Origin of the sequence: uncultured Oscillibacter sp. (assembly GCF_947654275.1) — a bacterium.
Lineage (GTDB): Bacteria > Bacillota > Clostridia > Oscillospirales > Oscillospiraceae > Oscillibacter.
The window spans coordinates 1-9,349 of record NZ_CANTJS010000078.1 but is presented as its reverse complement, the minus strand read 5'-3'; the positions used below and the strand labels follow the sequence as shown (position 1 = coordinate 9,349).

Here is a 9,349-nt window from a genome sequence, read left to right as displayed (position 1 = left end):
TCTATGCGCCGCCTTTTGGTCTGGCAATTGAACGAACCGGTCCTACGCGGACGGAGAAAGAGCGAAAAAGCCGCCCTCCCTTTTTATTTGGCCTCCAGCCCCTTCACCAGCGCCCCGTCCGGCGTGACGTTCAAAGTGCGGAAGGAGGAATAGACCACCATGCCGGGACGGCCCCCGGCGGGCTTTTTCACAAAGCGGGCTTCGGCGCAGTCCACGGGGACATTGGCGCTGTCCCGGGCCTGGGAGAACCAGGCGGCCAGCATGGCCGCCTCCAGGATGTCCGTCTCCGCCGGGGGCTGGCCCCCGGTGCGGAGGATGACGTGGGAGCCGTGAATCTTCTGGGTGTGGAGCCAGAGGTCCCGGCGGTCCGCGGTTTTCAGGGTCAGCTGGTCGTTCTGCCGGTTGTTCCGGCCCACCAGCACCCGGAGCCCGCCGGAGGTCCGGAACTCCCGGGGGGCGGCAGCGCGCTCCCGCTTCCCCTTCTTCCCGGACCGCTGCTTTTTCAGAAAGCCCGCTTCCCGCAGCTCCTCCCGGATGTCCAGAAAGTCCTGTTCCGTCTCCGCCTGCTGGAGCTCCGCCAGGACGCTTTCCAGATAGGCAAGGTCCCGCTCCGCCAGGGCCATCTGCTCCCGGAGGTACTTCTCCGCCGTTCTGGCCTTGGTGTAGCGCTTGTAGTATTTGGCGGCGTTCTGCTGGGGAGTCAGCAGGGGGTCCAGGGGGATGGAGACGGGGGCGTTGTCCTCATAGTAGTTCTCGCAGTCCAGCCGGGCGGCCCCCCGCTCCATCCGGTAGAGATTGGCGGTAATCAGGTCCCCGCAGACGCGGAGCCGGTCCCGGTCCTGGGTCCCGGCATATTCCTTTTCCTGAAGGGCCAGCTTCCTCCGGAGGCGGTCCCGGGCCGTGGAGGCCGTCCGCAGAAGGTCCGCCCCCCGCTGGCGGGCCCGCTCCTGCCGCTCCCGGGCGGCATAAAAGTCGTCCAGCAGGGCCGAGGGGCTGTCATAGGGGACGGACTCCGCCGCGCCGCCGTACTGGGCCACGGGGACGCAGGCGAAGTCCATGGGCTTCCCCTCCCGCAGCAGGCAGACCGGGGCAAAACGGCCCTCCCGGACCCGCTGGCAGAGCCGGTCCAGCGCCGCCCAGAGGGTCTCCGGGTCCCTCAGCTGGAACACCCGGCAGTCCACGTCTCCCGCCGCCTGAAAGGCCAGTTCCCGGGCCAGCAGGGGGGAGAGGCCGAAATAGCTGTCCAGCAGGAAGGCGTCCAGTTTCCGCTCCGCCGGGGCGGCGGCAAATTTCTCCCGGAAGCCCTCTTCCGTCTCCTCCAGAAAGGGGAGCCGCCCCACGGAGGCCGGGGGCTGGTAATAAAGACCCGGGAGCACCTGCCGGGCGGCGGACAGCTCCGCGTCCACCCGGCGCAGGGCGTCGATAATCCGGCCCTCCTCATCCAGCAGAATCAGGTTGGAGCGGCGGCCCATGGCCTCCAGCACCAGGGTCCTGCGGCCCGCCCGGCCCAGCTCGTCGGCGGCGTCCAGCTCGATTCTGACCAGGCGCTCCAGCGGGGGCTGGGCAAGCTCCGTCACCCGGGCCCCGGAGAGGTGCTTGCGCAGGAGCATGCAGAACATGGGGGGCTCCGCCGGGTTTTCCCGGAGAGCCTGGGTCCATTGCAGCCGGGGGGCGCTGGCTCCGGCGTTCAGCAGCAGCCGCAGCCCCCGCAGCAGCAGGACCACCTGGTCCCTGGCGGGCTGCTGCACCTTGTCAATCCGCAGGCCGGTGAGCTCCCGTCTCAGCTCCTCCACAACGGCCTGTAAAAAAATCGCGTCCATGGTCATGACTCATTCCTCCATCATCCGGCAGAATAATTCGTTAATCCGCTCCGTCCTCCCCTGGAGATGGAGCCAGCCCAGCAGGGCTTCCAGCGCCGTGGCCTCGGCGTACTGGGCCCGGCTGGCATGGGCGGGGACGCTGTGGACCTGGGCGTTCCGGCCCCGGCGGAACACGGCCTGTTCCTCCTCCGTCAGCAGGGGGAGGATTTTCTCCGCCTTCTCCGCCTGGGACTCGGCGCAGACCAGCCGTATGGCCGCCCGGTGCATCCCCTTTCCCGTGGCGCCGCCGCGGGCGCAGAGCCAGGTCCGGACCAGCAGCTCAAACACCGCGTCCCCCAGGTGGGCCAGCCCGATGGAGCTGATTTCCAAAATGAGGTCCCGGGTGAGCTCGGGGTGAAAATAATCGTTCATCATGATCCCTCTATTCATACATGCCTTCCGGAATGGAAAATCCATCCTCCGGCGCGCCCACGGCGTAGCCCAGCAGAGCGGAGGCCTTTTGCTGAAACTCCTCCAGCCAGGAGGCCCAAAGCTCCGGCGGCGCTTCGCCGGAGAGCTGGAGGCCGCCGGGCTCCACGCTGCCCTGAATGGACCAGCCCCCGTCCCGCTGCCACACAGGACAGCCGCCTTGGAAGCCCCGCCAGCCCGGCAGGGTTTTGTAAAGGCCTTCCATGAGGTCCCAGACCTTCCGGGTGTCGGCGATATTCAGAGTCACACAGAAAAATTCCGTTCCGGTCATAAGACGAACCTCCTTTAGCCCGCAAGGGCCGCCGCCAGGGCTGCGAAGTCCTCCAGGGTCAGCCGTTCCCCCCGGACGCTGTCCGGCAGGCCGCAGGCGGCAATGGCCGCCTGAATCCGCTCCTTCCCCAGCTCCGGCAGGGCGGCGCTCAGGCTGTTCACCAGGGTCTTCCGCCGCAGCAGAAAGGCCCCCCGGACCACCCGGAAGAAAAAGACCTCGTCCGCCGTCTCCACGGCGGGGCCTGTCCGCCGGACGCAGCGGAGCACGGCGGAATCCACCTTGGGCCGGGGCAGGAATTTTTCCGCCGGCACGTCGAATAAAAGCTCCGTTTCCCAGAAGTATTGCAGCCACAGGGTGAAAGCGCCGCCCCCGCCGCTGCCCTGGGGGGCCGCCAGCCGCTGGGCCACCTCCTTTTGCAGCAGCACCGTCATGCTCTCAAAGCAGCCCGCCTCCGTCAGCCGGGTCAGCACGGGGGTGGTGATGTTGTAGGGCAGATTGGCGCAGACCATGGGCCGGAAACCGGAAAGTTTTTCCGCCGCCAGGGCCCGGAGATCCAGCCGCAGGGCGTCGCCGGGGACGATCTCCACGTTTTCGCAGGAGGCCATGGTCTCCGCCAGCACCGGCAGCAGCTTCCGGTCCAGCTCGACGGAAACCACCTTCCCCGCCCGTCCGGAGAGCTCCGCCGTGAGACAGCCCACGCCGGGGCCAATCTCCAGCACGCCGCAGTCCGGCCCCGCCTGGGACGCCGCCGCAATGTCCGCGGGGACGGCGGGGTCGATGAGAAAATTCTGCCCCATGGACCTGGAGAAGTGGAAGCCGTGCCGCTCCAGCAGGGCGCGGAGAGCGCCGTAGTCACAAAGATTCATAAGATGCGCCGCCTTTCCCGGATACTGATGGTGTTCTTTGGAAGTATATCAGAAAAAGCCGGGGGAGAAAAGGGGGAAACCGGTCTTTCCGGAAAAAAGGGGCCTTTTCCCGGTTGAAGGGGGGAGGGTTGTATGGTATAGTCAAAAAAACGGCAGACATCGGGCCGAACAGGGAGGACGCCATGCTGAAAACCATTTTCTTTGACCTGGACGACACCCTTCTGGACTTCACCCGGGCGGAGGCCGAGGCCCTCCGCCGGGCTCTGACGGAGGCGGACGTCCCCGCCGGGGCGGAGGTGCTCCGGCGGTATCATGAGATCAACGCCGCCCAGTGGGAGCTGCTGGAGGAAGGGAAGCTGACCCGGGACCAGGTGCTGGTCCGCCGCTTCGAGCTGCTCTTCGGGGAGCTGGGCCTGAGCCGCCCCGCCGGCCGTATCTGCCTCCAATACGAGGAATACTTAAAGCAGGGCCACTGGTTCGTCCCCGGCGCGCAGGCCCTGCTGGCGGAGCTGAGCCCCCGGTACGGCCTGTATCTGGCGTCCAACGGCTCCGCCGCCGTGCAGCACAGCCGCCTGGACAGCGCCGGCATCCGGCCATACTTCCGGGACATCTTCATCTCCGAGGAGATGGGGGCGGACAAGCCCGGCCTGGCCTTTTTCGAGGCCTGTTTTGCCCGGATTCCCGGCTTTTCCAGGGAGACGGCCCTGATGGTGGGGGACAGTCTCACCTCGGACATCCGGGGAGGCCGGAACGCGGGCCTCCGGACCTGCTGGTTCGACCCCCTGGGGAAGCCCCAAAGGGCGGACATCGTGCCGGACTATCGAATCACGGCCCTGGGCCAGCTGCCGGAGCTGCTGGAAAGGCTGTGAGGGGCGCGGAGAAGCCCCGGAGGACGGACATCGTGCCGGACTGCCGCATCACGGCCCTGGACCAGCTGCCGGAGCTGCTGGAAAGGCTGTGAGGGGCGCGGAGAAGCCCCGGAGGACGGACATCGTGCCGGACTGCCGCATCACGGCCCTGGACCAGCTGCCGGAGCTGCTGGAAAGGCTGTGAGGGGCGCGGAGAAGCCCCGGAGGGCGGACATCGTGCCGGACTATCGCATCACGGCCCTGGGCCAGCTGCCGGAGCTGCTGGAAAGGCTGTGAAAAAATGCGTTCTTTTTCCCATATGGCCATAACCCGGCGCGTCTTCCAGAACTTGTGCGTTGCCCCCGGCGGCGGAAAGCTGATACAATAGCCGCAAAAGACTCCGGCCTGTCCGGAGAGAACAGGGGTGTGATGATGAGAAGAGGCGTTGGAATCCGGGCCGGGTGGCTGCTGCTGGCCCTGCTGCTGGCTCTGGGGACCCCGGGGGCTTCGGCGGCGGGCACAGCGGCGGAGAGGCCGGAGGGCGTGGCGGTGGGCTACTACGCCGCCTGGGCCGGCGGCCAGGGCTACGGGCCGGAGCGGCTTCCGGCGGAGCGGCTGGATCAGGTCAACTATGCCTTCGCGGAGATTGAGGGGGGCCGGGCGGTGCTGACCAGCCCGGACCGGGACCGGGAGAACCTCCGGGGTCTGACGGCCCTGCGGCAGCGGAACCCGGATTTGAAGATTGTCCTCTCCCTGGGGGGCTGGGACGGCTCCGGCGGCTTTTCCGACGCGGCCTCCACCGCCGCCCGGCGGGAGACCTTCGCCAGGAGCTGCCTGGACCTGCTGCTGGCCCATGACCTGGACGGCGTGGACCTGGACTGGGAATATCCCGTTTCCGGCGGCTCCGGAGTCCACCGGGCGCAGGACCGGGAGAACTTCACCTTGCTGCTGAGGACCCTCCGGCGGACGCTGGACCGGCAGAGCCGGACGGACGGCAGGGACTATCTCCTCACCATCGCCGGGGCCGCCGGACAGGGCTATCTGAACTGCATCGAGCCCCAGGCCGTGGCGGAGACGGTGGACCACATTTTTGTAATGGCCTATGATTTTCACGGCCCCTGGGACCGGCGGGCGGACTTCAACGCCCCGGTGTACGCCGGAGGCCAGGGCGGCGTGGACGCCGCCGTTTCCGGCTGGCTGAGCCGGGGGGTGGCGGCGGAAAAGCTGGTGCTGGGCATGCCGATGTACGGGTACATATACCAGGGCTGCACCGGGCCGGGGGGCTCCTTCGCCTCCGCCCGGTCGGTGTCCTATGACGCCGTCCGGCAGGAGTATCTGACCAATCCCGCCTTCCGCCAGCTCCGCCACAGCCAGGCGGATGTCCCCTATCTCCTGGGAAACGGGGCCTTTCTCTCCTATGACGACGAGGCCTCCATCGCCGCCAAGGCGGCCCTCGCGCGGGAGCGGGGCCTGGGGGGCTTCGGCTTCTGGGAGCTGTCCCAGGACCGGACGGGGAAGCTGCTGGAAAGCGCCCTGACGGCCTGGAACGGCGGCGGGGACGCCGGATTCCGGGACGTGCCGGCAGACGCCTGGTATGCCTCCGCCGTCCGGGAGCTGTCCGCCGCGGGACTGATGAACGGCACCGCCCCGGGCCTCTTCTCCCCGGGCCGGGCCGTGACCCGGGGCCAGACCGCCGCCATTCTTCACCGTCTGGCCGGCGGAACCGGGGAGGGCCGGGCTTCCTTTACCGACGTGCCGCCGGCGTCCTACTGCGCGCAGGCGGTGGCCTGGGCGGCGGATGAGGGCATTGTGGAGGGCTATCCCGACGGGACATTCCATCCGGACCGGCCGGTGAGCCGGCAGCAGCTGGCGGCGATTCTGTGGCGCTATGCCCGCTTCGCCGGAGCGGACAGCGGGCGGCGGACCAGTCTCCGGGGCTATCGGGACGCCGGAGACGTCAGCGCCTACGCCCAGGAGCCCCTGCGCTGGGCGCTGGCCGAGGGAATCCTCCAGGGGACGGCGGATGGCCGCCTGAACCCCGGCGGCTCCGCCACCCGCGCCCAGACCGCCGTCATCCTCAGCCGGTTCCGCACCCTGCTGGAGAAGTGATTGAACCCCCTCCGCCGGAACGGAGGCGCCGGACGCCGTTTTGAACAGACAGAGGCAGGGGCGGAAGCCCTTGCCTCTTTTTGTCCGGGCTGGTATACTGGGGGTACCGAAAGAAAGGATGATGGTTATGAAACGTTGGCTCAGCGGACTGCTGGCCGCCCTGACCCTGCTTGCCCTGGCCTCCTGCGCCGCGGCCCCGGAGACCCTGCCGGAGGAGGACGGTCCGGCCTCCACGCTGCTGGACGGTTCTTCCCCGGAGGACGGCGGCTATATCCCTGCGGCCCCCGAGGAGGATACGGAAGACCCGGATGCCGCCCCGCCGGAGGACCCCGGAGCGGAGGACCTCGCCCTCCCGCCGGACGGCGGAAACGCCTCGGAGGACAATTCCGGCGGCGGGGAGGCCATTCCGGAAAACGGGTCCTATACCGCCAAGGAGGACGTGGCCCTCTACATTCACACCTACGGCTGTCTCCCGGACAACTTCATTACGAAAAAAGAGGCCCAGGACCTGGGGTGGTCCGGCGGGTCCCTGGAGCCCTACGCCCCGGGCATGTGCATCGGCGGGAACCGCTTCGGGAACTATGAAGGCCTGCTTCCCGAGGCCGAAGGCCGGTCCTATACCGAGTGCGACATCGACACCCTGGGGGCCGAAAGCCGGGGGGCCAAACGGATTGTCTTCTCCAACGACGGACTGATTTACTACACGGAAGATCATTACGCCTCCTTTGAACTGCTGTATGGAGAGGAATAGGCTCATAACGGTGGACGGGCAGACCCTCCGGGATCTGGAGGCCCTTCACGACGGCTTCGCCCCCCTGTTTCCCGCCGGATACGGACGGAACCTGGACGCCCTCTATGACTGCCTCACCGACCTGGGGGAGGATGTGACGGTGACGCTCCGGCGCCCCCAGGCCCTGGCGGAGCGGTTCGGTCCCCGGGGCCGGGCCCTGGCGGCGCTGCTCCGCCGGGCGGCGGAGGAGAACGCCCATGTGCGCCTGCTGGAGGAGCCGGAGGAGAGCGGGGCATAAGGAACCCCGGCGCTCCGGGCCGCGTACATCGAAAAACGGCAGGAGGGGAAACGTCCCTTCCTGCCGTTTCAGCATCTGTATCTGTTTGAAGTTTTTGGCCGGGCACGGAACCCGGGCGGTTCCGTATATCCGCCGGTCCGGGGAACAGGGGACGGCGGCCTTCCGCCCCCGTCCCGGAGGCGGCAGGCCGTTTACCGGAACAGCTCTTTCATCAGGCTCTTGCAGACCTCCGCCAGCTCCTGCATCTCCTCCTCCGAACACATCTCGGACAGGTCATAGTCCAGGGGGTGGGACACAAACTCCGACAGGGCCTGATTCATCCGCACCATCTCGTCCTCCGTGGCCGTGATGCGGACGCGGGAGACCGGACCCCCATCCCCTCCCTGCAATTCCTCCAGGCTGACGCTGCCGCTGACCCGGCACTCCAGCAAAAGGGCGGCCAGGTCGGTGACCAGGTCTATGGCGTAGTGAAATTCGGGGACGCATCCCTCCCTGTCCTGATATTCCAGCACGCCGCTCTCCCGGAACTGCCAGTCCTGCCGGTCCAGCCCCGTGTCGGAAAAAATCTCGCTGAGGGGAATCTCCTCCTTCCGCTTGTCTGCCAGATAGTCAACCAGCGTCAGACTGTCGTCGGTGTCTCCGATGAAGTTGTTCCAATACTTTCCTTCAATATACATGCCGGGTTCCTCCTCTGTCCGGATTTTTGAATGCCGGAACGGTTTGATATGGATTATACGGCAGGCCCTGCCGGGTGTCAACGGCGGAGGAGCCGGGCCGCCTGACGCCGCGGGCCGGCAAACGGTTCCGGCACCGGTTTTCACTTGACAAGCGGGCGGCCTGGTGCTATAGTGTACTCTGTTAAACTGGCAATGACGGAGAAGCACCGGGCCAGCGGTATCCAGAGAGGGGCGCGTCTGCTGCAAGCGCCCTATATCCGCCCCCGCAGTACCACTCCCGAGCCGCCCGGGACAACCGGGCCGGGCCCGCCCGTTACAGCGGACACGAGCGGCGTGCCCCCTGGGGGACGCAAGCAGGGTGGAACCGTGGAATACGTGTTTCGTATCTCACCCCTGATGAGTCATCGGGGGTGGTTTTTTTATCTCCGCCCCTCAATACAACAAGGAGGCTTTCCCATGAGCGAAGAGAACATCTACACCTTTGAAAACGAGACCTACCGCAAAACCTACTGGCATACCTGCTCCCACATCCTGGCCCAGGCCATGAAGCGGCTCCACCCGGAAGTGAAGCTGGCCATCGGCCCTAGCATCGACAACGGCTTTTACTACGACTTCGACACCCCCGAGCCCTTTTCCGAAACCCAGCTGGCGGAGCTGGAGGCGGAAATGCGGAAAATCTGCAAGGAGAAGCTGAAGCTGGAGCGCTTTGAGCTGCCCCGGGACGAGGCCGTGAAGTTCATGGAGGAAAAGGGCGAGCCCTACAAGGTGGAGCTCATCAACGACCTGCCGGAGGACGCCGTCATCAGCTTCTATAAGCAGGGCGACTTCACCGACCTCTGCGCCGGCCCCCATGTGGACTCCACCGGGCGCATCAAAGGCAACGCCATTAAGCTCACCGCCTGCAACGCGGCCTACTGGCGGGGCGACTCCAGCCGCCAGACCCTCCAGCGCATCTACGGCGTGGCCTTCCCCAAAAAGGACGAGCTGGACGAATACCTCCAGCGCATTGAGGAGGCCAAGAAGCGGGACCACCGGAAGCTGGGCCGTGAGCTGGGACTGTTCATGCTCCGGGACGAGGGCCCCGGCTTCCCCTTCTTCCTCCCCAAGGGCATGGTGCTGAAAAACACCCTGCTGGACTACTGGCGGGAGGTTCACAAGAAATACGGCTATGTGGAAATCTCCACTCCCATCATGCTGAACCGCCAGCTCTGGGAGCGCTCCGGCCACTGGGACCACTATAAAAACAACATGTACACCACCGT

Annotated in this window: 9 protein-coding genes and 1 pseudogene; 5 read left to right on the top strand and 5 right to left on the bottom strand. The window is 66.6% G+C overall.

The genetic code is table 11. The features are described 5' to 3' along the window. Positions 1-83: 83 nt before the first annotated feature. The 4 genes from Q0063_RS13660 to rsmA are packed head-to-tail and all read right to left on the bottom strand — an operon-like array spanning position 84 to position 3,425. Positions 84-1,826 carry an NFACT family protein gene (locus tag Q0063_RS13660; RefSeq protein WP_297872514.1) on the bottom strand — a complete coding sequence of 581 codons (1,743 nt, stop codon included), beginning with the start codon at positions 1,824-1,826 and terminating at the stop codon, positions 84-86. Between the two features lie 3 nt (positions 1,827-1,829). Then, positions 1,830-2,249 (bottom strand): Mini-ribonuclease 3, encoded by a 420-nt coding sequence (locus tag Q0063_RS13655; protein ID WP_367180388.1) that lies wholly within the window; start codon positions 2,247-2,249, stop codon positions 1,830-1,832. Beyond that, a complete protein-coding gene (locus Q0063_RS13650) occupies positions 2,242-2,559 on the bottom strand; it encodes a hypothetical protein (protein WP_297872513.1) in 318 nt (105 codons plus the stop codon). Before Q0063_RS13650 ends, Q0063_RS13655 begins: the two co-directional genes overlap by 8 nt. Positions 2,560-2,573: 14 nt before the next feature. After that, positions 2,574-3,425, bottom strand: a complete 852-nt coding sequence (gene rsmA / locus Q0063_RS13645; RefSeq protein ID WP_297872512.1) for a 16S rRNA (adenine(1518)-N(6)/adenine(1519)-N(6))-dimethyltransferase RsmA — start codon at positions 3,423-3,425, stop codon at positions 2,574-2,576. A 182-nt stretch (positions 3,426-3,607) separates the two neighbouring features. Between rsmA and Q0063_RS13640 the strand changes: the two genes are divergently transcribed. The 4 genes from Q0063_RS13640 (at position 3,608) to Q0063_RS13625 (ending at position 7,410) form a co-directional block, all read left to right on the top strand. Continuing rightward, a complete protein-coding gene (locus Q0063_RS13640; RefSeq protein WP_297872511.1) occupies positions 3,608-4,294 on the top strand; it encodes a YjjG family noncanonical pyrimidine nucleotidase in 687 nt (228 codons plus the stop codon). Positions 4,295-4,702: 408 nt separating this feature from the next. Beyond that, entirely contained in the window at positions 4,703-6,382 is a 1,680-nt protein-coding gene (locus Q0063_RS13635) for a glycosyl hydrolase family 18 protein (RefSeq protein WP_297872515.1), read from the top strand. Positions 6,383-6,509: 127 nt separating this feature from the next. Further along, positions 6,510-7,133: a ribonuclease domain-containing protein gene (locus tag Q0063_RS13630; protein WP_297872510.1), complete on the top strand. Its 624-nt coding sequence runs from the start codon at positions 6,510-6,512 to the stop codon at positions 7,131-7,133. A 10-nt stretch (positions 7,134-7,143) separates the two neighbouring features. Next, positions 7,144-7,410, top strand: a complete 267-nt coding sequence (locus Q0063_RS13625) for a barstar family protein (RefSeq protein WP_297872509.1) — start codon at positions 7,144-7,146, stop codon at positions 7,408-7,410. Between the two features lie 191 nt (positions 7,411-7,601). Here Q0063_RS13625 and Q0063_RS13620 read toward each other — a convergent pair whose 3' ends face one another. Beyond that, a complete protein-coding gene (locus Q0063_RS13620; RefSeq protein ID WP_297872508.1) occupies positions 7,602-8,087 on the bottom strand; it encodes an imm68 putative immunity domain-containing protein in 486 nt (161 codons plus the stop codon). 456 nt (positions 8,088-8,543) lie between these two features. On the opposite strand from Q0063_RS13620, the pseudogene Q0063_RS13615 reads away from it, so the two are divergent. After that, a pseudogene (locus Q0063_RS13615) lies at positions 8,544-9,349 on the top strand (threonine--tRNA ligase); the annotation flags it as partial.

Excerpts from the sequence above, each read along its gene's own strand:
- Q0063_RS13660 (WP_297872514.1), bottom strand. The coding sequence starts at position 1,826 with ATGACCATGGACGCGATTTTTTTACAGGCCGTTGTGGAGGAGCTGAGA.
- Q0063_RS13655 (WP_367180388.1), bottom strand. The coding sequence starts at position 2,249 with ATGAATAGAGGGATCATGATGAACGATTATTTTCACCCCGAGCTCACC.
- Q0063_RS13650 (WP_297872513.1), bottom strand. The coding sequence starts at position 2,559 with ATGACCGGAACGGAATTTTTCTGTGTGACTCTGAATATCGCCGACACC.
- rsmA (WP_297872512.1), bottom strand. The coding sequence starts at position 3,425 with ATGAATCTTTGTGACTACGGCGCTCTCCGCGCCCTGCTGGAGCGGCAC.
- Q0063_RS13640 (WP_297872511.1), top strand. The coding sequence starts at position 3,608 with ATGCTGAAAACCATTTTCTTTGACCTGGACGACACCCTTCTGGACTTC.
- Q0063_RS13635 (WP_297872515.1), top strand. The coding sequence starts at position 4,703 with ATGATGAGAAGAGGCGTTGGAATCCGGGCCGGGTGGCTGCTGCTGGCC.
- Q0063_RS13630 (WP_297872510.1), top strand. The coding sequence starts at position 6,510 with ATGAAACGTTGGCTCAGCGGACTGCTGGCCGCCCTGACCCTGCTTGCC.
- Q0063_RS13620 (WP_297872508.1), bottom strand. The coding sequence starts at position 8,087 with ATGTATATTGAAGGAAAGTATTGGAACAACTTCATCGGAGACACCGAC.